The sequence below is a fragment of the Neptunomonas japonica JAMM 1380 genome (assembly GCF_016592555.1).
Lineage (GTDB): Bacteria > Pseudomonadota > Gammaproteobacteria > Pseudomonadales > Balneatricaceae > Neptunomonas > Neptunomonas japonica_A.
This window is the reverse complement of record NZ_AP014546.1, coordinates 719,100-740,379: the sequence shown is the minus strand read 5'-3', so window position 1 is coordinate 740,379 and position 21,280 is coordinate 719,100. Positions and strand designations below refer to the sequence as shown.

The following is a 21,280-nucleotide window of genomic DNA, read 5'->3' as shown; positions in this document are numbered from 1 at the left end:
TCGATAGACCCCTTACGCTAAAGTGATAAGGGTATCACCCACCTGAACTGCATCACCCTCTTTAACGTCAACAGAAACAACTGTACCAGCTCTTGCAGCACGTACTTCAGTTTCCATTTTCATTGCTTCGAGGATTACGATCACATCACCTTCTTGAAGTGCCTGTCCAGGAGTTACCTGAACTTTCCAGATATTACCAGCCAAAGGTGCTGATACAGGATCACCCGAAGTAGCAGCTGGCGCCGCGGCAGCAACAGGAGCAGCAGGAGTAATTGAAGAAACATCTCCTCCTTCAGCCACTTGAACAACATAATTCTGACCATTGACAGTAATAGTATAAACTTGTGGTCCAGTATTTTTAGGTGCAGCCATAGCCATAGCATCCTCTAATGTAGGGGCAGGTTCAAACGCGTCAGGGTTGCCGCGATTTTCCAGGAATTTCAAACCGATCTGCGGGAATAATGCATAGGTTAATACATCATCAATTTCTTTATCTGCGCCAGCCAGAGTGAGGCCTTTTTCATTAGCCACAGCGCGCAGTTCGGTTGTCAGTTTTTCAACTTCTGATTCAAGCATATCAGCAGGGCGACAAGTTAATTCTTCTGCCCCATCCAACACACGTGACTGAAGTTCAGCGTTATATGGTGCAGGAGCTGCGCCATACTCACCTTTAAGGATACCCTGAACTTCTTTAGATATAGTTTTGTATCGCTCACCCATCAAAACATTGATAACAGCCTGTGTACCAACAATTTGAGAAGTAGGCGTAACCAGTGGGATATAACCCAAGTCTTTACGAATACGAGGTATTTCAGCGAGTACTTCATCAAACTTATCTGAAGCGCCTTGCTCTTTTAGCTGGCCTTCCATGTTTGTCAACATGCCACCAGGTACTTGAGCAATCAGAATACGTGAATCTGTACCGCGTAAAGAACCTTCAAATTTAGCATATTTCTTACGTACTTCTCTAAAGTAGGCTGCTACGTCTTCCAAGGCTTCTAAGTTCAGACCGGTATCACGATCAGTACCTGCCAATGCAGCTACTACAGACTCAGTCGAGCTATGACCATATGTCATCGACATTGAAGATATAGCTGTATCAACACGGTCAATCCCTGCTTCTACCGCTTTCAGAATCGTCATATCCGACAGACCTGAAGTCGCATGTGCATGAAGCTGCACTTCTAAATCAGTTTGCGCTTTAAGACGAGAAACAAGATCAAATGCAGCGTAAGGCGTCAGTATTCCTGACATATCCTTAATAGCGATTGAGTCTGCGCCCATATCTTCTAACGTTTTAGCGTATTCAACCCACATATCAGTCGTATGAACAGGGCTGGTTGTAAACGATAGAGTACCTTGTGCATGCTTGCCCGTTTCCTTCACTGCTTTGATCGCAGTTTCAAGGTTACGTGGGTCATTCATCGCATCAAAGATACGGAATACGTCTACACCATTAGTAGCCGCACGTTCTACAAATTTATGTACCACATCATCAGCATAATGGCGGTAACCCAGTAGGTTTTGACCACGTAATAACATCTGCTGAGGGGTATTTGGCATAGCCGCTTTTAGTTCACGAATACGATCCCATGGATCTTCTCCGATAAAACGGATACAAGAGTCAAAAGTAGCTCCGCCCCAGCTTTCTAGGGACCAGTAACCAATTTTATCAAGCTTCTCTGCGATCGGTAACATATCATCAATACGCATACGCGTAGCGAAGAGAGACTGATGAGCGTCACGTAAAACTACATCAGTAATACCTAGCGGTTTCTTTGCATCGGACATGGGTAAAAGGCCTTCTGTCGATAATAGTGCACGAATAATTTATAGTGTTATTTATCGTTTCTTATGAACGATATTTATGTACCGCAGCTGTAATTACAGCGACAAGCTCATCACTTCCACCCTGCGCAACTGCAGGTGAAGCTGATCTTGAAGGGGCTGCTTTAGGTTGCGGTGCTGGTTCATATTTAACGACCAGCTTTGACATGAGAGTTGTTACACCAACTAACAGCGTCAGGAACGTAAAAACAAAGCCCATACCAAAGACCATCAGTGTAAGGCCTTCTGATAACAGATTATCCATCTGTGGCTGCTCCTAATTTAATAATAAGAAAAGTATGTATAAACCCCTAATAGCAACGCGTATCTTCGTAAAATTGAATATAGCGCGTAATAAAAGAAATTTATGACAGAGGCAATTAAACCTCAAAAGGCACGTTGTAGCAACTTTACCTCTGTGTTTTAGATTTATTTTCGTCGATACAACTATGGATTGTCGACAATATTATTAACTATAAAAATCAATAAGATATATTAAAATAGCGCATCAACCAGCCTATCGATTAGACTAACGGACGAAATATTTTTACATGATTAAAGCCTTTTTCTTGCAAATTTTGTGCATGTAAACGACTCATAACACCTTTGTCACAATACAAGAGATACTCTTTATTCTCAGACCACGTCACTACTGCCGCTTCAAGTTCGTAAAAAGGAACAAGGATAATTTCACACCCTGGCATATTTAACGGCTTACGTTCTTGCTCATTTGGTGCACGTACATCAACAATCACTTGATTTTCAGAAACTTTACTCATTGCCTCAATGTCACTTTGAACATCAAGATTTTCTATAATTTGATCGATCGCTATAACCTTACAATCCACAACAGCCTTATTCAAAACATCCATATCCAAACAGGCTTCTTCTTCTAAGACTTTTGTCATTTTCGCTTGAGTAGTTGGTCTATCGGAAATAACACCACAATACTCCGGAATCATTTTAACAATATCAAAGCAGCCTAGCGCTTTTGTTTTATCTACAATTTCTTGTTTATCCATCGTAATTAGCGGGCGGATAACTAGCTTGCTTGTGGCCTGATCAATCACTGTTAAATTAGGAATTGTCTGACTGGAAACTTGAGCAATACTTTCGCCAGTAACAATCGCATCAATTTTCATGAAATCAGCCACTTGCTCAGCAGCTCTCATCATCTGTCTTTTCAGCACAACGCCCATATGCGAATGATGTACATTTTGCAAAATATCACCAACCACCTCATCAAAAGGTACTGAGATAAACTTTACACGTGCAGATGAACCATAACGCTGCCATAAATGAAGTGCGACTTGCTGAACACCTATTTCGTGGGCTTTACCACCAAGATTAAAAAACAAAAAATGTGTTTTAGAACCACGACGCATGGTCATGTAAGACGCTACTACAGAATCAAAACCACCAGAGATCAAAGACAGGACAGCCTCTTGAGAGCCTAACGGGTAACCACCTAAGCCCTGTAACTGCTTCTCAACAATATATAAACGCTGATCACGCACTTCCATATCAACATATACATCAGGCTTGTGCACATCGACACCAGCCGACTCACAGTGCTGTAACAAACCACCACCAACGTACCTCTCCAGATCAACAGAGGTAAATTCATGCTTACCACTACGCTTTACACGTACTTTAAATGTTTTGCCTTTAATACGCTCAATGTACAGAGGCAACGTTTTTTCAAAAACATCCTGGAAATCACCTAGCGGGAATTCAGTCACCTGAATGAAGAACTGCACACCAGGGGTGCGCTGCATAACGTCACAAACTGCTTCATAAGAGTTTATCGACTCTTCAGGTAGAACAACCTCAATTTTATCCCAAAAGCCACTGACAGTTATTTCATCTACGATACGCTTTAACTGTATTTGTAAATTATTTTGCAATCGCTGAATAAAGCGCTTACGCACTGGACGGCTTTTAATAGTAATTTCTGGGAATAATTTGACGATGAATTTCATATCAAAGAGCTTTCTTAAATTAAGGGATTGAACTGAATGATAATACAAGGAGAGGAAGTGGTGCGCCCGAGAGGATTCGAACCTCTGACCGCCTGGTTCGTAGCCAAGTACTCTATCCAGCTGAGCTACGGGCGCGCTTACACTTTTTGAGGCATATTGTGTTACTGATCATACTACTAGTTTCGTTAAGTGGTGCGCCCGGCACGATTCGAACGTGCGACCGCCTGGTTCGTAGCCAAGTACTCTATCCAGCTGAGCTACGGGCGCGCTTAACACTTACTAGGTATAACTTTTACACTATCGATTGTTAAATCGATTCACACTGTTGACTGGTGCGCCCGGCACGATTCGAACGTGCGACCGCCTGGTTCGTAGCCAAGTACTCTATCCAGCTGAGCTACGGGCGCAAATGGCGGTGAGAGAGGGATTCGAACCCTCGATAGAGTTTCCCCTATACGCCCTTAGCAGGGGCGCGCCTTCAGCCACTCGGCCATCTCACCTGGTCAACGCGGCGTACTATACAAGACTGATTTTAAAAAGAAAAGCATTTATTCTAAAAAATTTAATCTTGTGTTTCAGTACTGTCGGTTTCACCGTCTTTTTCACGCTGAATACGGTCGTAAATCTCTTCACGATGTACTGCTACGTCTTTAGGCGCATTAACCCCAATGCGTACCTGATTACCCTTTACACCTAGTACAGTCACGGTGACTTCGTCACCTACCATTAAGGTTTCACCTACACGGCGAGTTAAAATTAGCATTTCGGATCTCCCAATCGTCCCTTAGTACCACAAAACCCGATCAGGTAATGATTATTACCTGACCTAGTCACTGTGAGCCTACACTATAGACTAAATATTAAGCGTCGTCATTCACTGACAGTATCGACTTTATCCAGTTCAAATGCCGAATGTAATCCACGGACAGCTAACTCAAGGTACTTCTCTGCGATTACAACAGAAACCTTAATTTCTGACGTAGATATCATTTGAATATTGATATTTTCACTGGCCAAAGAATCAAACATCTTAGTTGCCACGCCTGCATGAGAACGCATACCAACACCAACAATAGACACCTTAGCGATTTTATTGTTCCCCACCACTTCCCTTGCTGAAAGATCACTAGCGACTTGGCGAAGTATCTCTTCAGCTTTACTGTAATCATTACGATGTACAGTAAAAGTAAAGTCTGTGGTCTGATCTGCTGCGATATTCTGAACAATCATATCAACTTCGATATTAGCACGACTGATCGGCCCTAATATCTTTGAAGCCACACCCGGTATATCAGGCACACCTAATACAGTAAGTTTTGCTTCGTCACGGTTGAATGCAATTCCTGAAATAACTGGCTTTTCCACTGTATCATCTTCCTCTATAGTAATCAGAGTACCCGGTCCATCTTCAAAACTAGACAGCACACGCAAAGGTACTTTGTACTTACCGGCAAATTCGACCGAACGAATTTGTAATATTTTAGATCCAAGACTTGCCATCTCTAGCATTTCTTCAAAGGTTATTTTTTCAAGACGCTGGGCGCCCTCAACAACCCTCGGATCTGTTGTATAAACACCATCTACATCCGTATATATTTGGCACTCATCAGCCTTTAAGGCGGCAGCTAAAGCCACACCCGTAGTATCAGAACCGCCACGGCCTAACGTTGTTATATTGCCTTGAGCATCTGCTCCTTGAAACCCAGCAACAACTACGACACACCCTGCCGCTATATCCGCTTGAATTCGCTCAACGTCTATATCTTGAATACGTGCTTTGGTATGCGAGCTATCCGTAAGAATACGAACCTGACTACCCGTATAAGAGCGTGCAGCTATACCACGTTTTTCCAACGCCATGCACAGCAACGCAATCGTTACCTGCTCACCGGTAGACAAGAGCACATCCATCTCTCGCAGGCTTGGTGCGTCTTGAATACTGCTAGCCAAACCTACCAATCGATTTGTCTCACCGCTCATTGCTGATACAGCTACTACTAAATCATGCCCTTGCTCACGAAAGCGCTGCAGCTTATCTGCAACCGCTTCGATTCGTTCAACAGAACCAACCGAAGTCCCACCATATTTCTGTACAAATAGAGCCATTGCCTATCAGTCTCCATCAGCTATTTATGTCGTTTACCCATGCTATCGATCGGCGATCAAGGTTTTAACACTCTCAAGCACTGCAGGTAATGCAGCACAATCCACCCCTCCACCTTGTGCAAAGTCTGGACGACCGCCGCCTTTACCGCCTAATTTAGCTGTCAGTTCACGTACTAAATCACCCGCTTTAACACGACTTGTCAGGTCCTTAGTCACACCTGCCGCCAAACTCACCTTCCCTTCACTCTCTGTAGCCAGCACAACCACTGCTGACCCTAACTTATTTTTCAGTTGATCAATGGTATCGCGTAGTGCTTTAGGGTCGGCACCATCAAGGTTCTCAACCAGCAATTTAATACCATTCACTTCTACGGCATTAGAGACAAGATCTCCACTTTTCGCCGAAGCAAGCATCATTTTCAAACGATCTAACTCTTTTTCTAGTTGCCGATTACGATCAGACAGACCCTGAACTTTCTCAACAACGGTCTCACGAGAGCCTTTGACCAGCGCCGATATTTCATTCAAGTGATAAGTATTAGCTGCTACATACTCCAACGCAGCCTGGCCAGTCACTGCTTCAATACGGCGTACTCCCGCTGCAATGCCACCTTCTGACACTATGTGCAAGAAACCAAGATCACCGGTACGTTTTGCATGAGTACCACCACACAACTCAACAGAGAAACCCTCTCCAAGCGTTAGTACCCGTACTTGATCATCGTACTTTTCACCAAACAACGCTTGAGCACCCGTTTGCCTAGCATCTTCTATCGCCATAACATCCGTTTTGACATCAGAGTTTGCACGGATTTGACTATTAACCATAGCCTCTACTTGCGTCACTTCATCTGAAGTGAGGGCCTCAAAATGAGCAAAGTCAAAACGCAATCTTTCAGGGTTCACTAACGAGCCTTTTTGCTGCACATGCTCACCAAGGACTCTGCGTAATGCTTCATGTAACAGATGTGTAGCCGAATGGTTGTTAGCCGTCGCCAATCGAGCGGCCTCATCGACATGTGCAAAGACCTTATCGCCGACAGACAAAACACCTTCTGCTAATTCACCTATATGTAAATGGCTCTTAGCTTCTTTAGTACAGTCAGTAACGCTAAATTGCCCTTGATCCCAGCTCAACTGCCCCTGATCACCTGCCTGCCCGCCAGACTCAGCATAGAACGGTGTATGATCCAACACAACAATGCCAGACTGCCCTGCTGTTAACTGCTTAACCGCTTCACCATCAACAAAGATAGCAACAACATTAGAGCTACCTTCTAAGCTCTCATAGCCAACAAATTCAGTTTCACCGCTTAGCTCAAGCTTGTCATTGTAATCAACAGCAAATCCGCCCGAAGCACGTGCGCGCTGGCGCTGCTGCTCCATAGCCAACTCAAAGCCTTCCATATCTAACGTTAAGTCATGCTCACGGGCAACATCAGCGGTCAAATCTGCGGGAAAACCGTAAGTATCATATAACTTAAAGACAGTTTCACCGGATAGAATCGATCCTTCAAGATCATTAATAGCTTGCGTTAATAAACGCATACCATTATCTAACGTTTTAGCAAATTGCTGCTCTTCCTTCAGAAGAACACGCTCAATCTGAGACTGCATTTTAATCAACTCAGGGTAAGCCTCACCCATCTCTTTTGCTAAAGACGCTACCAATGAATTGAAGAAAGGTCCTTTCATACCCAACTTGTTACCGTGGCGAATCGCACGACGAATGATACGGCGCAATACATAGCCACGCCCTTCATTTGAAGGTGTAATACCATCGGTAATCAAAAATGAACACGAACGAATATGATCTGCAATAACACGTAATGACTTACTGTCTAGATCATCTGTTTTTACTGCTTTTGCCGCTGCTTTTAACAGGTTTTGAAACAGATCAATTTCATAGTTGCTATGCACACCCTGCATGACAGCAGCAATACGCTCCAGCCCCATACCTGTATCAACAGATGGGCGTGGTAATGGCGTCATTTCACCATCAGCTGTGCGGTTGTACTGCATGAATACTACATTCCAAATCTCGATGTAGCGGTCACCGTCTTCGTCAGGGCTTCCTGGAGGGCCACCAAAAATCTCTTCACCATGGTCAAAGAAAATCTCAGTACAAGGACCGCACGGGCCGGTATCACCCATTGCCCAAAAATTATCTTCATCTAGCTGCGAAAAACGCTCTGGATCTACACCAATTTCTTCTTTCCAAATACGCTCAGCTTCAGCGTCTGAGTGATGTACCGTGATCCAAAGCTTTTCTTTAGGCAGACCCATCACTTCTGTAAGGAAAACCCAAGCAAAGCGAATAGCTTCAGGTTTAAAATAATCACCGAAGCTAAAATTACCAAGCATTTCAAAAAATGTATGGTGACGAGCTGTGTAGCCAACATTTTCAAGATCATTGTGCTTACCACCGGCCCGCACACAACGCTGAGATGTTGTAGCGCGACTATAAGCACGCTTATCATCACCAAGGAATACGTCTTTAAACTGCACCATACCGGCATTGGTAAACAGCAAAGTTGGGTCATTCGCAGGAATCAGTGAGCTTGACGCCACTATTTCATGTCCCTGTTTATTGTAATAATCCAGGAAAGCCTGGCGAATTTCGGCACTTGTCATGTATTTCATATGGATGAATCGTTCCGCTGCTGGTTACACACCTAAAAAAAGCCCTTTTAACGAGCTATTTAATGCAAATCACACGTAAAATGGCGAACAAGTATATATCGCAGCCGGAATTTGTTCGAATCTTTTTGTCAATAGATGATGAGATATAAAACAGCAATTAGTCTATTCCATTTCGTTATTAGCCAATTCAAGAGCATATTTAACTTGCTCATAAGAGAAACCACGACTGAGTAAAAAGCGCACGCGCTTCTCATAAAGCTTCCTGTCTTGTTTGTCCGTTTTTTCCTTAAACTTTCGCTGGCATAACGAAGCCGCCAATTCAAACCAGTCAGGTTGCTGCTCTTGAATACAGTCTTTTAATAAGTTTTCATTTAAGCCTTTACGCTTACCCTCTTGCAGTATCCGCAACAAACCATAACCTTGACCTGTTTTACTTCTCACTAACATCTCAGCAAAACGCTGATCACTTTGATAACCACTTTCCTGACACTTATCTAGAACACGTGACAATAGCTCCTCATCATATTTGTTCCGATATTTTTGCTCAATTTCAGCACGGCTATATTCGCGTCGTGCCAATAAAGCAATAACAGCACACCTGATTTCAGCTTCGGCTTCCATATTTGCTCCGCCTATATGATTTTTAGGCAATAAAAAAGGCCGTAAAAACGGCCTTTAATTATGATAACAACCTTACTCTAAATAAGGTTTACAGATCCAACTGCTCAGCATCTGCTTTTTCTTCTTTATCAGGAACCTGTGACGTCAGCAACTTGTCGCGCAAAGCACTCTCTATCGCTTGTGCAGCCTCTGGATGCTCAGTTAAATACTTAGCAGCATTGGCTTTACCTTGACCAATTTTATCCCCATTGTAAGCATACCAAGCCCCTGCCTTATCGACAAAACCGTTCTGTACGCCTAGATCAATAATCTCGCCCATACGGTAAATACCTTGACCGTATAAAATCTGAAACTCCGTCTGCTTAAAGGGAGGAGATACCTTATTCTTAACAACTTTAACACGCGTTTCGTTACCGATAATTTCATCGCCCTGCTTAACAGCACCAATACGACGAATATCCAAACGAACAGAAGCATAAAACTTTAATGCATTACCACCTGTTGTTGTCTCTGGCGAACCAAACATTACACCAATTTTCATACGAATCTGGTTAATGAAAATCAGCAGGCAGTTTGAGCTTTTTACATGACCTGTCATTTTGCGCAGTGCTTGAGACATCAAACGCGCCTGTAAGCCCATATGCGAATCACCCATCTCGCCTTCAATCTCAGCTTTAGGTGTTAGCGCAGCTACCGAGTCAACAATAATCACATCAACAGCATTTGATCGAACCAACATGTCACAAATTTCTAGCGCTTGCTCTCCTGTATCCGGCTGAGACACAAGCAACTCGTCAACATTAACCCCGAGTTTTTCAGCATAGTTAGGATCTAGTGCATGCTCAGCATCCACAAATGCACAGGTTTTACCCTGCTTTTGTGCTTCAGCAACAACTTGCAATGTAAGGGTCGTTTTACCAGAAGACTCAGGCCCATAGATTTCTACGACACGACCATAAGGAAGACCACCAATACCCAGCGCGACATCCAAACCTAATGAACCAGTTGAAACGGAAGGAATAGCCTCACGCGGCTGATCTCCCATGCGCATAACAGCGCCTTTACCGAATTGACGTTCAATCTGTGATAAAGCGGCATCAAGCGCTTTTTTTCTGTTATCGTCCATATTCAACCCTTTAGACTGCCTGACAATAATACTGTATGTATGGACAGTATTATTACGATATCGCTATTTAATTGCAAGCATCTTAATTTATTTCTTAAAGTAAGCTAATAATACCTTCTAATGCCTTTTCAATACTTTGATTTCGCACCTGCTCACGATCCCCTAAGAACAGATTACCGATAGCCACTGTAGCCTCCCCCCGTATAGCCCATGCAAGCCATACAGTACCAACAGGCTTATCTTTTGTTCCACCTCCAGGACCTGCCACTCCACTCACGGCAACGGCAATATCAGCACCACTTTGAGACAACGCACCTTCTGCCATTTGCCTAACGACCGCCTCGCTCACTGCGCCATGTGCCTCAATAACATCTGGGTTAACACCCAACATTTGCTGCTTCGCTTCGTTAGAGTAGGTCACATAACCACAACCAAACCACTCAGAACTTCCCGCCACCGCTGTAACTGCTTGTGCAATGCCACCGCCTGTACAAGATTCAGCAGTAGCTAACACTGCGGCATGTGACTTGAGTGCTATCCCTGCCTCTTCTGCTAAATTTGACATTAGGCTCCCTAAAAACACTCAAAATTCAATTAAAAAACACAAGACTGTAAGCATTCTATTGATAATAACTTACCCATACAGCTTCGTAAGAAGCATGCTCTAAATCACATAGAAGAAAAGTATCAATAATAGATAGACGTTGCAGCCATTAATTACACAATGACTGAGTTTTACGATAGTCGTATGAGGAAACAGTAAGTAGCAAGAAACTAAACGACAAGATCGCTTAAAGATAGGTAGGGTAAGTTTTGATAAAAAAAGGGAGGATATTATCCTCCCCACAAAATGACCTTAATGGTCAGACCCGGAAACACAATTACCGCTAGCTTACTAACTTGTTAATAGACCCTCTTGCTTAACAAATTTGTAAGTGTCATCCAGTGCTTTACTGAATTTCTCAATCATTTCATCAATCTGCGCTTCGGTAACAATCAGTGGTGGGCAAAACGCTAAGGACGAACCTGCAACAGCACGCGTTATCATGCCGTGGTTCTGGCAAGCTTGTTGTGCAAAAGCACCGACGGCTCCCCCATTAAATGCTTCACCTGTTTGCTTATTAGCAACCATCTCAACAGCGGCAATCATGCCTTTCCCACGAATCTCCCCTACCAGGGGATGCTCAAGAAACTCACCTAAACGTTTCTGCATATACTCACCCAGGACAGCGGCACGAGCGAACATGTTATCTCGCTCATAAATTTCTAGCGTTTTCAATGCGACCGCACAAGCAACAGGATGGCCCGAATACGTATACCCATGACCAAAAACACCAACAGAAGAACTTTGATCTACCATGGCATCGTACATATCACCACGTATTACTGATGCACTAATCGGCATATACGCAGAAGATAGCTGCTTAGCAAATGTCATCATCGCAGGCTTCTCAATACCCATGGTTGTACAGCCAAAGTCATTTCCTGTACGCCCGAAGCCTGTGATCACTTCATCGGCCCAAAAAAGAATACCGTACTTATTTAATATCGCTTGTACTTTTTCGTAATAGCCCTCAGGCGGTACGATGACACCACTAGCCCCTGTGATCGGCTCAGCAATGAATGCAGCAATAGTGTCTGGCCCTTCTTTAAGAATGAGCTGTTCTAGGTTATTGGTGATTCGATCAACAAACTGTGATTCACTCTCACCCGCCAGAGCGCCACGGAAGTAGTGTGGCGCATCCGTTCTCAACACACCCAAAGCACCAAACGGCAAATCAAAATGCGTATGGTTTGGCGGTAAACCTGTTAATGATGCGGCTGCCACTGTAACACCATGATAAGAGCGCTCGCGTGCGATAATTTTGTATTTTTCAGGTTTGCCAATGGCATTAAAATAATAACGCAGCAGTTTTATATGCGTATCGTTTGCATCACTTCCAGAACTACCAAAAAAAACTTTAGCATTCTCTACTGGAACCATTTCAGAGAGCTTAACTCCCAAATCCATACCGACCTGGTGTGTCTTACCACCAAACATATGGGAGAATGATAACTTACTCATCTGTTCGCTTGCTGTATCGACTAGCTCACGATTGTTATAACCCAACGATGTACACCAAAGACCTGCCAGTGCTTCAAGGTATTGATTACCTTCACTGTCATACACATATGCACCTTCCCCTCGTTCGATAGTCAGGGTACGGGTCGCTTTAAAGTTGGTTGTTGGGTATATAATACTGCTCATACTCTCTTTCCTCGAGAACACTCAAGACACCTATATGCTTCTAAATATGTCTAATTAGGGAGCAGATAGGCACCATTGATAACGTCTAAATATTAACGGTTAAGACCGCCCATACAGATATATTTGGTTTCTAGATAATCATCTAGACCGTACTTTGAACCTTCACGCCCTTGACCGGACTCTTTCATCCCACCAAAAGGAATAACTTCAGAGCTGATAGCTGTTTCATTCACGCCAACCATGCCGTAATCCACACCTTCTGATACGCGCCATATACGGCCTAAGTTTTCTGTATAGAGGTAAGCAGCTAGGCCAAACTCAGTATCATTTGCCATTGCGATTGCTTCTTCTTCGCTCGAGAACTTGAATACAGGCGCAACAGGGCCAAAGATCTCTTCACGGAACACACGCATCTTGTTGGTAACATTGGTCAAAATTGTCGGTTCATAAAAACAGCCACCTAACGCACCGGGCTTACCGCCCAAGACAACATGAGCACCTTCAGACACAGCACTTTGAACCTTAGCGTGAATTTCAGCAGCGGCTTTTTCAGTAATAACCGGACCATGAGTGGAGTCATTATCCATACCATTACCAACACGAAAGCCTTTTACCGCTTCTGCAAATCTCTCAACAAATGCATCATAGATACCATCCTGTACAAGAATACGATTTGCACAGATACAGGTTTGGCCTGAGTTACGATATTTAGCAACTATTACGCCAGCAACGGCAGCATCTAAGTCAGCATCATCAAAAATAATGACGGGTGCATTACCGCCCAACTCCATAGAGGTGCGCTTAACTGTATCAGCACACTGCTTCATTAATAGCTTGCCAACGGGTGTTGAGCCCGTAAAAGTGACTTTTTTCACGATAGGATTAGAGGTCATCTCTGCACCAATCGCTTTTGCATCCATACCAGGAAGGACACTAAACAGGCCTGCTGGTAATCCAGCACGGTGAGCCAATTCAACCAATGCCAACGCAGACAATGGTGTCTCTGCCGCCGGTTTAAGTACCATGGAACACCCTACAGCAAGCGCAGGGGCCACTTTTCGTGTGATCATCGCGTTAGGAAAATTCCATGGCGTAATAGCAGCCACAACACCTACCGGCTGCTTAACAACAACACCACGACGGTCTCCAGGAGTAGGGATTATATCGCCATAAACACGCTTACCTTCTTCGGCAAACCATTTAATAAATGAAGCGCCGTAAGCCACCTCACCGCGAGATTCAAACAAAGTCTTGCCTTGCTCAGCCGTCATCAATACAGCCAAGTCTTCTTGATTATCAATGATCAGAGAAAACCAGCGCTCCAATAACTCTGAACGCGTTTTTGCGGGCAAAGCTCTCCAGCTAATCATGGCTTCTTGTGCTGCCAAGATTGCACGTCGCGTCTCATCTGCACCAACACTAGCAACATCTGCCAAATGTTCACCCGTTGCGGGGTTAGTCACTGCAAACGTTTCACCGTCGGTACCATCGACCCATTGGCCATTTATATACGCCTGTGTTTTTAACAAGCTAGGATCTTTTAACTGCATTGTCATGCTCACTTCTCCGACAGTCCGATAGCTAGAATTCGTGCTATCACTTAATGTTGTGTATTTATAAATCAGTTTTTCATTGGCTTATATAATGATTTAAATCCATTTACATTTAAATATACAAATGTAATATTTGCTTTCATCCCGAATTTTATCTTGGAGGTTATTATGGGCCGCAAAAAAGCAGCCATTTCTGGCCAATTAGCTGACATTGACCTTCGTTTGCTCCGGGTTTTCACTGCAGTCGTTGATGCAGGAGGATTTACGGCGGCTGAAATCCGTCTAAATCTCGCTAACTCAACCATATCTAACTATATTTCCGATCTTGAAAAGCGTTTGGATATGCACCTGTGCGAGCGTGGCCGAGGTGGCTTTCGCCTAACAGAGCAAGGAGAAGTTGTTTATGCAGCTACCCTGGAGCTTGTTGGCGCGTTAGAGCAATTCAAGCAGCGAATTAATCACTCACACAACCGTATTTTTGGACAACTTCATTTAGGCTTTGCAGAACATATGCTAGGAGCTCACAACTCCTGCATTGTTAATGCTATGGATAGTTTTTCGCAGCAAGCCCCCGACGTACATGTACAAATCAGCACTATGAGTTCTGATGAAGTCACTACTGCAGTTATGGATAAACAAGTCGATATTGGCATCACCGTTCTACCGCACCAGTATCCAGAACTAGAAACATTGCCACTCTTTGATGAAGAGATGCGCCTTTATTGCGCACAAGGTCACCCTCTGTTTAAAAAACAAAACAAAGAAATCACACGAGAAGAGTTACTGCAGTTTCCTTTCGTCGAATCCCCTCGGTTAATGCCTGGCAGAGAAACCCACCCTGATATGAAGCTTTGGAATAAACAAGCCAAAGCTCATCATCAGGAATCCCGAGCAACATTAATTTTAAGCGGCCACTACTTAGGCTTTCTTCCTCGTCATTTAGTCAAAAACTGGGGGTTAGAAGCACAGATGCACCCCTTATTTATTGACACATACGGCTATACCAATGTTTTTCACGCCATCACCCGGAAAAAACGTAGTAACGAGTTGATAATCAACATCTTCAATCAATGCCTTCGACAATCCATTGCGGGTACAAAAAAAGAAAATAGCTAATGATAAAGACCGAAACATCAAGATGGCGCACCACTTTTTTAGTGATACCCAGATAAACGTTCCATACTAAACTAAACGGCATGCCGTACACGTACAGTTCACTACTACTTTACGTTTGATAAAATATACCCTACTGGGTATATCAACAATGATCCCCTGCAAAGTATCTTTATTAGCCTCAGCTATATAAACCCTCAGCCAAATAGTTATGACGGCGAACAAGTAACTTGATGGGTTTATCAAACACCCGAAGCCAAAATCGACCAGCTACCTGCCGGTCGTGATATAGAGGTTTATTATGGCAGCACCATCACACACAACGTCTTACTATGCCGCCTCGGCTAACGATAAGAACATACGCCCAGCACTAAGCGAGCAGATTACTGCAGACATCTGTGTTATTGGTGCAGGTTACACCGGACTTTCTACAGCACTACATCTCGCCGAAAGCGGCTTCAAGGTTGTTGTACTTGAGGGTAGCCGCATTGGCTTTGGCGCCTCAGGGCGTAACGGTGGGCAAATCGTCCATAGCTTTAGCCGTGATATTGATTTTATCGAGAAGCACTACGGCAAAGAGACGGGCACCGAGATGGGTAAAATGGCTTTTGAAGGCGGGAAAATAATCCGCCACTTCATCAGCAAATACGGCATCCAGTGCGACCTCAAAGAAGCCGGTATATTCGCCGCCTGTAATGCTAAACAACTGCAAGAAATGGAAAGTAAAAAGCAGCTGTGGGAAGCGCACGGGCATACTCAGTTAGAAATGCTCTCAGCTGACAGTATTCAACAGCATGTCGGTTCTACACGCTATGAAGGCGGCTTACTGGATAAAAGCGGTGGCCATTTTCATCCGCTTAACCTTGTATTAGGTGAAGCAGCCGCGCTGGAATCTTTAGGTGGAGTCATTTATGAAGACTCCGAAGTCACCCGCGTTGAAGAAGGCGGTAAAGCCAAAGTTCATACTAAAAACGGCTGCGTAACGGCTGATTTTGTTGTTGTTGCGGGTAACGCTTACCTCGGCGGGCTCATTCCAAAGCTTGAACAAAAAGCAATGCCATGCGGTACGCAAGTCATCACCACGGCCCCGCTAAGTGAAGCTCAGCAAAAAGAACTGCTACCTCAAGACAACTGCGTAGAAGACTGCAACTACCTACTGGACTACTTCCGCTTATCCGGTGACGGCCGTTTAATTTATGGCGGCGGCGTGACCTACGGCGCACGAGAGCCAAGCAAAATTGAGTCTCTTATCGTGCCGAATATGCTAAAAACATTTCCGCAGCTTAAAGGCGTTAAAGTTGATTACGCATGGACGGGTAACTTTTTATTAACCCTCATGCGTTTGCCTCAATTTGGCCGTATCGGTACTAATATCTACTATGCACAAGGCTACAGTGGCCACGGCATTACCTCTTCACACCTCGCTGGAAAAGTACTTTCTGATGCTATTCAGGGGCAAGCGGCTCGTTATGATATTTTTGCAAGCCTTCCTCAATACCCTTTCCCAGGCGGCCGGACTTTCCGCATTCCTTATACTGCCATGGGCGCTTGGTACTACAACATGCGCGATAAACTAGGCGTTTAGTTTTTATTAACACAGCGCCTAACTGCATTGCCCACAGCCAATGGCTCCAAAAAATATAAAAATGACCAAGGTATTTCCATGAGTACAGATTTAGCTCAGCCGAGCATTGAAAATAGCACCTCAACACACTTACAAGAGACTACGAGTAGCCCTCAAAAATGGTTACTATTTTTCGGTGGCATTATGGCCTTCTTCGCCTACCTTTCAACACAACATGTTGAAGGGGAATCTTACGGTTTTTATAGCCTGCTGCCTGCTCTATTGATCCTATTTGTCGCTGTTATTACTAAAAAACCTCTTGAATCTATCTTTGCAGGTATTATCGCAGGATTATTATTACTAGACCCCAGCAACATTGTCAGCGGGCTAGGCGACTTATCTATCTCTGTTGTTATGAATGAAACCATTGCCTGGATTGTCTTGGTGTGTGGCATGATGGGCGGACTAATCAACATGCTAGAGCGCGGCGGTAGCGTGCTCAGCTTTGGCCAAATGCTAGCTAAACGTATTAAAACACGTCGTGGAACCATGCTTACAACCTGCACATTAGGTATCATGGTATTTATCGATGATTATCTAAACTCTTTAGCCGTTTCTGCATCGATGAAAAACCTCACCGATCACTATAAAATCTCACGTGAAAAGCTCGCCTTTTTAGTAGACTCAACCGCAGCCCCGGTGTGCATCCTTGTGCCCGTATCAACATGGGCGGTGTATTTTGCAGCCTTACTTGAAGAAAACGGTGCAGCAGCAGAAGGCAAAGGGATGTCCCTTTATATCGACTCTATCCCGTACATGGCTTATGGCTGGCTAGCGCTACTGGTTGTATTTTTAGTCGCCGCAGGTATTTTGGGCGACTTTGGTGCAATGAAACAGGCTGAAAAACGTGCTAAAGCAGGCAAAACAATTCCTCCCGGTATTTTAGTGGATGGTTTTGATACATCTAAGATGAAAAAGACCTCCCCACTCATTGGGTTAATGAACTTCCTGTTGCCAATGGCGGTGTTGGTTGCTGCAAGTATTTACTACGATATAGACCTGCTATTAGGTGCATTAGTCGCGTCAATGTTTACTATGGTGTTGTATTTCTGGCAGCGTCTATTGAGCTTTGCTCAACTGGTAGACTCTATGCTGGATGGCTTTAAAGTCATGCTACACCCAATCGCAGTGGTATGTGCTGGCTTCATGGTAAAAGAGATCAATGATCAACTCGCCATGACTCCCTATATCATCGACTCTCTCACACCCTACTTATCTAAAGAGATGCTGCCAGCCTTAGTGTTTGCTTCTATGGCAGCTGTCGTATTTGCAACTGGTTCTAGCTGGGGTGTTTTTGTAGTATCACTGCCGATTGTGATTCCTATGGCAATCGCATTTGATATGTCGATGCCATTAACCGTTGGTGCGCTCTTATCTGCTTCTGCATTTGGCAGCCACGCCTGCTTCTTCAGTGACTCAACAGTACTGTCATCACAAGGCTCGGGCTGCACACCAATGCAACATGCACTCACACAGATCCCCTATGCTTTGACTGCAGCGGCTTTAGCATTTACATCACTGTTAGTACTGGGTTTTGTTATGGCTTAAATCTACAAACTGGCTCAATTTGCTAGTTTTTCAGATGATTTTATCAAATGAAAAATTAGTGATTGAGCCTAAATCTATTCCATCGATTAACACCAAAATGTTAATCTCATGACAGAAGTGCATAATCATGACAATTACTTCTCCTCGTATTGCCACCGTCATGTTGCTGTTTGTTAGCTTGGTCTGGGGAGTTGAATTTGTTCTGATTGATCTTGCTATCGCCCGGATTCCAACCCATACCTTTAACGCTATCCGTTTTGCTTTAGCTGCCCTATCGTTACTGCCTTTATTATGGTTTTCAGCGAAAAATGAAGCACCGTTAGCCTATAACAAACTCATACCAGCAGGCTTGTTATTAGGTTTTTTACTGTTTATTGGATTTTATACACAAACGGAAGGTTTACGATTTACCTCTGTTTCTAATGCCGGGTTCATTACTGGGCTGAACGTACCCTTGGTGCCTCTACTTGGTTTATTCATATTCAGAAAAGCCGTCAGCAGACCCGTGTGGATTGGTGTTTGTACCGCGACTATCGGTTTATATTTACTAACAATGGGGGACAACTTAGCGTTCAATTATGGCGATGTACTAGTACTCATATGCGCATTCGCATTTGCCACACATATCGTGCTCACTGGCCGTTTAGTTGATAGCTTACCGATTATTCCTCTAAGTATCGTCCAGCTCGTCGCTGTTGCGGTTTATAGTACTTTTGCCGCGTTAGCTGATCCCAACCCAGCATTTTACTTTCCTGAAGCAACACCCATCGCTTGGCATGAGCAACTATTTAATCCAATCGTGTTACTTGCAGTTTTAATTGCAGGTGTTTTTGGAACGGCTTATGCCTTTTGGGCACAATCAGCAAGCCAAAAACTACTTGAATCGCATAAAGTAGCGCTTATTTTTGCAGCAGAACCAATATTTGCACACATATCAGCATGGTTATTTTTAGATGAGACGCTTGGTGAAAAAGGTATGATTGGCGCTGGTTTAATCATATCAGGCATGCTCATTTCAGAATTAGCAGACAGACAACGTCCTGCTAAGGTCCGACCTCTTGAGCATAGTGCAGCACCTGACTAAATATATCCCATACCATAAGCTTGAGGCCACTAACGCTAAGTACTAGAACTACTGCTAAAGCGTATTGAGGTCAGCGCACAGTGCATCGAGATGATTGATTTCACGACTCATTTCGCGCGTAATATTGATTAGAAAAACCACAAAATCTGAAGGAAACTTTTCACAAACTTGATGAAATAAAGCAGATGAAATTTCTAAAAGATATGTGGGCTCTTCTGCAACAGCAAAACCTCTGCGTTCATGCAAACCAATCATCCCAACAAAGCCGATTTGCTCACCTGATGTGAAGCTACGAATATAGATCTGTTGGTCACCTTTAGCTCTAGAAAACCCCACTCGCCCATTTAATACCACATAGAAATAATTTGACTCTTCACCGGGGGAGAACAGTGTATACCCTTGTTCACATTGATAAATATTGCCTTCTTGTAGCAGAAATTCAAGACAATCTTGCGTCAGAGCCCCAAACATAGAAAGTTCACGACAAAAGTCGGTGGGGAAAATATTATCAACGGCCGAATAGGTGAGTAATTGCATAACAAATACCTAATCTTGTACTACTAACTTTCATAATAAACTGCACTGTAACAAGTATAGCCCATTCATCATTCAAACAGTGCAGCAAAGCGGACTCTTAACTACTTTGATAAAAATATAAGAAATGTGCCTCTACTAGTAAGACACTGTTTGAATAGTTTTATATCCAGAAAGCTTCTGAATAATAGCAACCCACCTACGCCAAATCGCAACAACTCATAGTGAAGATGTCTGATTTCAACTTCACATTTAAGTTAGAAAAAAAGTAACATGAAAATACTTAATAAAATAAAACCACATCTAACACGTTATAAATGAGCATTACCGTGAGTAAAATAAAATTTAAAGGTCAGCTAAGCGACATTGATCTGCGCTTGCTTCGAATATACAAAATAGTGGTAGAGTGCGGCGGCTTTTCAGCAGCTGAAGTCGAACTAAACATTAGCCGAGCGGCTATCAGCATCGCTATGTCTGATTTAGAAAGCCGTCTTGGCTTTCGGCTCTGTCAACGTGGACGATCAGGTTTTTCTCTATCAGAAGAAGGCGAACATATTTATCACTATACTCTGCAGCTGCTCTCATCAATTGAAGACTTTCGCACCCAAGTCAACACACTACATACGCAGCTCAAAGGCGAGTTAAACATTGGCATTACCGACAACCTCGTCACTATGCCACACATGAGAATTACTAACGCGTTATCAGCGCTCAAAACTCAAGGGCCCGATGTAACAGTAAATATTCGAATGATTCCGCCCAACGAAATAGAACTAGGTGTACTTGATGGACGTTTGCATATTGGAATAGTACCGGATTTACGCCCACTTGCAGGCCTACACTACTTTTCGCTTTACCAAGAAGAATCTCAGATCTATTGCTCATCAGGGCACCCGCTTTTTGCAACACAAGACAGTGCTTTAAATACGCTCGATGAATGGGATGCTGTCGTACCTGCTTATGCACAGACCCCCGAAATCAAAGCGTGCTACCAACAACTAAAGCCCACGGCAACAGCCACCGATAGAGAGGGCATTGCTTTCCTTATTCTCACCGGGCGCTACATTGGTTATTTGCCAGCGCATTTAGCAGCTCAGTGGGTTGGTGCCGGGAAAATGCGCGCCTTACTTCCTGAAAGGTATAACTATTCAACTCAATTCTCTGCAATTACCCGCAAAGGTGCACGCTCAAATTTAGTTTTGCAGACCTACCTAGAAAACCTGACTGATACAACTCAATCCTAATAAATTCAACCTGATCTCTGGAATAAT

General features: G+C 43.7%; 17 protein-coding genes and 4 tRNA genes. 5 read left to right on the top strand and 16 right to left on the bottom strand.

Going from position 1 to position 21,280, the window contains the following annotated elements:
- Window positions 1-12 precede the first annotated feature (12 nt).
- The 15 genes from oadA to NEJAP_RS03290 form a co-directional block, all read right to left on the bottom strand.
- Window positions 13-1,791, bottom strand: a complete 1,779-nt coding sequence (oadA, locus tag NEJAP_RS03360; RefSeq protein ID WP_201349292.1) for a sodium-extruding oxaloacetate decarboxylase subunit alpha — start codon at window positions 1,789-1,791, stop codon at window positions 13-15.
- 61 nt (window positions 1,792-1,852) lie between these two features.
- Entirely contained in the window at window positions 1,853-2,092 is a 240-nt protein-coding gene (locus NEJAP_RS03355; protein WP_201349291.1) for an OadG family protein, read from the bottom strand.
- A 259-nt stretch (window positions 2,093-2,351) separates the two neighbouring features.
- Entirely contained in the window at window positions 2,352-3,809 is a 1,458-nt protein-coding gene (thiI, locus tag NEJAP_RS03350) for a tRNA uracil 4-sulfurtransferase ThiI (protein WP_201349290.1), read from the bottom strand.
- A 58-nt stretch (window positions 3,810-3,867) separates the two neighbouring features.
- A tRNA-Arg gene (locus tag NEJAP_RS03345) sits at window positions 3,868-3,944 on the bottom strand.
- Window positions 3,945-3,999: 55 nt separating this feature from the next.
- Window positions 4,000-4,076, bottom strand: a tRNA-Arg gene (locus NEJAP_RS03340).
- Window positions 4,077-4,139: 63 nt separating this feature from the next.
- A tRNA-Arg gene (locus NEJAP_RS03335) sits at window positions 4,140-4,216 on the bottom strand.
- A 3-nt stretch (window positions 4,217-4,219) separates the two neighbouring features.
- A tRNA-Ser gene (locus tag NEJAP_RS03330) sits at window positions 4,220-4,309 on the bottom strand.
- A gap of 62 nt (window positions 4,310-4,371) precedes the next feature.
- On the bottom strand, window positions 4,372-4,572 hold the full coding sequence (csrA, locus tag NEJAP_RS03325) for a carbon storage regulator CsrA (protein ID WP_201349289.1): 201 nt from the start codon (window positions 4,570-4,572) through the stop codon (window positions 4,372-4,374).
- A gap of 107 nt (window positions 4,573-4,679) precedes the next feature.
- On the bottom strand, window positions 4,680-5,915 hold the full coding sequence (locus tag NEJAP_RS03320; protein WP_201349288.1) for an aspartate kinase: 1,236 nt from the start codon (window positions 5,913-5,915) through the stop codon (window positions 4,680-4,682).
- A 42-nt stretch (window positions 5,916-5,957) separates the two neighbouring features.
- Window positions 5,958-8,549 (bottom strand): alanine--tRNA ligase, encoded by a 2,592-nt coding sequence (alaS, locus tag NEJAP_RS03315; RefSeq protein WP_201350450.1) that lies wholly within the window; start codon window positions 8,547-8,549, stop codon window positions 5,958-5,960.
- A gap of 171 nt (window positions 8,550-8,720) precedes the next feature.
- Window positions 8,721-9,179, bottom strand: a complete 459-nt coding sequence (locus NEJAP_RS03310; protein WP_201349287.1) for a regulatory protein RecX — start codon at window positions 9,177-9,179, stop codon at window positions 8,721-8,723.
- 88 nt (window positions 9,180-9,267) lie between these two features.
- Window positions 9,268-10,305: a recombinase RecA gene (gene recA, locus NEJAP_RS03305; RefSeq protein ID WP_201349286.1), complete on the bottom strand. Its 1,038-nt coding sequence runs from the start codon at window positions 10,303-10,305 to the stop codon at window positions 9,268-9,270.
- Between the two features lie 94 nt (window positions 10,306-10,399).
- The gene (locus tag NEJAP_RS03300; RefSeq protein WP_201349285.1) at window positions 10,400-10,870 is read right to left on the bottom strand and encodes a CinA family protein; all 471 of its coding nucleotides are present in this window, start codon (window positions 10,868-10,870) and stop codon (window positions 10,400-10,402) included.
- Window positions 10,871-11,200: 330 nt separating this feature from the next.
- Window positions 11,201-12,553 (bottom strand): aminotransferase, encoded by a 1,353-nt coding sequence (locus NEJAP_RS03295; RefSeq protein WP_201349284.1) that lies wholly within the window; start codon window positions 12,551-12,553, stop codon window positions 11,201-11,203.
- 92 nt (window positions 12,554-12,645) lie between these two features.
- Window positions 12,646-14,109 (bottom strand): NAD-dependent succinate-semialdehyde dehydrogenase, encoded by a 1,464-nt coding sequence (locus NEJAP_RS03290; protein WP_201349283.1) that lies wholly within the window; start codon window positions 14,107-14,109, stop codon window positions 12,646-12,648.
- Window positions 14,110-14,274: 165 nt separating this feature from the next.
- Between NEJAP_RS03290 and NEJAP_RS03285 the strand changes: the two genes are divergently transcribed.
- The 4 genes from NEJAP_RS03285 to NEJAP_RS03270 all read left to right on the top strand — a co-directional run bounded on the left by NEJAP_RS03285 (window position 14,275) and on the right by NEJAP_RS03270 (window position 19,475).
- Window positions 14,275-15,222, top strand: a complete 948-nt coding sequence (locus NEJAP_RS03285) for a LysR family transcriptional regulator (RefSeq protein ID WP_201349282.1) — start codon at window positions 14,275-14,277, stop codon at window positions 15,220-15,222.
- Window positions 15,223-15,520: 298 nt separating this feature from the next.
- A complete protein-coding gene (locus NEJAP_RS03280; protein WP_201349281.1) occupies window positions 15,521-16,804 on the top strand; it encodes an NAD(P)/FAD-dependent oxidoreductase in 1,284 nt (427 codons plus the stop codon).
- A 78-nt stretch (window positions 16,805-16,882) separates the two neighbouring features.
- Window positions 16,883-18,391 (top strand): Na+/H+ antiporter NhaC family protein, encoded by a 1,509-nt coding sequence (locus NEJAP_RS03275; protein ID WP_201349280.1) that lies wholly within the window; start codon window positions 16,883-16,885, stop codon window positions 18,389-18,391.
- Window positions 18,392-18,518: 127 nt separating this feature from the next.
- A complete protein-coding gene (locus tag NEJAP_RS03270; RefSeq protein ID WP_201349279.1) occupies window positions 18,519-19,475 on the top strand; it encodes a DMT family transporter in 957 nt (318 codons plus the stop codon).
- Between the two features lie 54 nt (window positions 19,476-19,529).
- Here the strand turns inward: NEJAP_RS03270 and NEJAP_RS03265 are convergent, their stop codons facing one another.
- Entirely contained in the window at window positions 19,530-20,012 is a 483-nt protein-coding gene (locus NEJAP_RS03265) for a Crp/Fnr family transcriptional regulator (RefSeq protein WP_201349278.1), read from the bottom strand.
- Between the two features lie 314 nt (window positions 20,013-20,326).
- Between NEJAP_RS03265 and NEJAP_RS03260 the strand changes: the two genes are divergently transcribed.
- Window positions 20,327-21,253: a LysR family transcriptional regulator gene (locus NEJAP_RS03260; protein ID WP_201349277.1), complete on the top strand. Its 927-nt coding sequence runs from the start codon at window positions 20,327-20,329 to the stop codon at window positions 21,251-21,253.
- The last annotated feature ends 27 nt before the right edge of the window (window positions 21,254-21,280 follow it).

What these genes read in the sequence shown, in the direction of transcription:
- NEJAP_RS03355 (WP_201349291.1), bottom strand. Translation starts at nt 2,092, where the DNA reads ATGGATAATCTGTTATCAGAAGGCCTTACACTGATGGTCTTTGGTATG.
- NEJAP_RS03310 (WP_201349287.1), bottom strand. Translation starts at nt 9,179, where the DNA reads ATGGAAGCCGAAGCTGAAATCAGGTGTGCTGTTATTGCTTTATTGGCA.
- NEJAP_RS03295 (WP_201349284.1), bottom strand. Translation starts at nt 12,553, where the DNA reads ATGAGCAGTATTATATACCCAACAACCAACTTTAAAGCGACCCGTACC.
- NEJAP_RS03260 (WP_201349277.1), top strand. Translation starts at nt 20,327, where the DNA reads ATGAGCATTACCGTGAGTAAAATAAAATTTAAAGGTCAGCTAAGCGAC.
- NEJAP_RS03280 (WP_201349281.1), top strand. Translation starts at nt 15,521, where the DNA reads ATGGCAGCACCATCACACACAACGTCTTACTATGCCGCCTCGGCTAAC.
- alaS (WP_201350450.1), bottom strand. Translation starts at nt 8,549, where the DNA reads ATGACAAGTGCCGAAATTCGCCAGGCTTTCCTGGATTATTACAATAAA.
- csrA (WP_201349289.1), bottom strand. Translation starts at nt 4,572, where the DNA reads ATGCTAATTTTAACTCGCCGTGTAGGTGAAACCTTAATGGTAGGTGAC.
- NEJAP_RS03270 (WP_201349279.1), top strand. Translation starts at nt 18,519, where the DNA reads ATGACAATTACTTCTCCTCGTATTGCCACCGTCATGTTGCTGTTTGTT.
- NEJAP_RS03275 (WP_201349280.1), top strand. Translation starts at nt 16,883, where the DNA reads ATGAGTACAGATTTAGCTCAGCCGAGCATTGAAAATAGCACCTCAACA.
- NEJAP_RS03320 (WP_201349288.1), bottom strand. Translation starts at nt 5,915, where the DNA reads ATGGCTCTATTTGTACAGAAATATGGTGGGACTTCGGTTGGTTCTGTT.
- recA (WP_201349286.1), bottom strand. Translation starts at nt 10,305, where the DNA reads ATGGACGATAACAGAAAAAAAGCGCTTGATGCCGCTTTATCACAGATT.
- NEJAP_RS03300 (WP_201349285.1), bottom strand. Translation starts at nt 10,870, where the DNA reads ATGTCAAATTTAGCAGAAGAGGCAGGGATAGCACTCAAGTCACATGCC.
- thiI (WP_201349290.1), bottom strand. Translation starts at nt 3,809, where the DNA reads ATGAAATTCATCGTCAAATTATTCCCAGAAATTACTATTAAAAGCCGT.
- NEJAP_RS03285 (WP_201349282.1), top strand. Translation starts at nt 14,275, where the DNA reads ATGGGCCGCAAAAAAGCAGCCATTTCTGGCCAATTAGCTGACATTGAC.
- NEJAP_RS03290 (WP_201349283.1), bottom strand. Translation starts at nt 14,109, where the DNA reads ATGACAATGCAGTTAAAAGATCCTAGCTTGTTAAAAACACAGGCGTAT.
- NEJAP_RS03265 (WP_201349278.1), bottom strand. Translation starts at nt 20,012, where the DNA reads ATGCAATTACTCACCTATTCGGCCGTTGATAATATTTTCCCCACCGAC.
- oadA (WP_201349292.1), bottom strand. Translation starts at nt 1,791, where the DNA reads ATGTCCGATGCAAAGAAACCGCTAGGTATTACTGATGTAGTTTTACGT.